This is a genomic window from Shewanella hafniensis (assembly GCF_019655335.1).
Taxonomy (GTDB): domain Bacteria; phylum Pseudomonadota; class Gammaproteobacteria; order Enterobacterales; family Shewanellaceae; genus Shewanella; species Shewanella hafniensis.
Window position 1 is genome coordinate 1 of sequence record NZ_BPFD01000295.1, and the last position, 240, is coordinate 240.

Annotated in this window: 1 protein-coding gene; it reads left to right on the forward strand. The window is 55.0% G+C overall.

Annotated elements, in window-relative coordinates; translation table 11 throughout:
- Positions 1 to 240 (forward strand): putative Ig domain-containing protein (locus K5Q99_RS22335; RefSeq protein WP_220778181.1); only part of this gene is annotated, 240 nt, incomplete at both ends.

Here is a 240-nt window from a genome sequence, read left to right on the forward strand (position 1 = left end):
GCAATGCCGATGTGGGCGCGCACCCTGTGTTACTGCGAGTGACGGACACCGACGGCTTAACCGCTGAACAGTCCTTCAGCATCACGGTCACCAACATCAACGATGCACCGACTATCAGTTCAACGGCCATCACAGCTGCCACTCAAGATGCGGCGTACAGCTACACCTTTGCGGCGAGTGATACCGATGTGGGTGACACATTAACTTTAAGCGCGGTGACCAAACCAAGTTGGTTGAGCT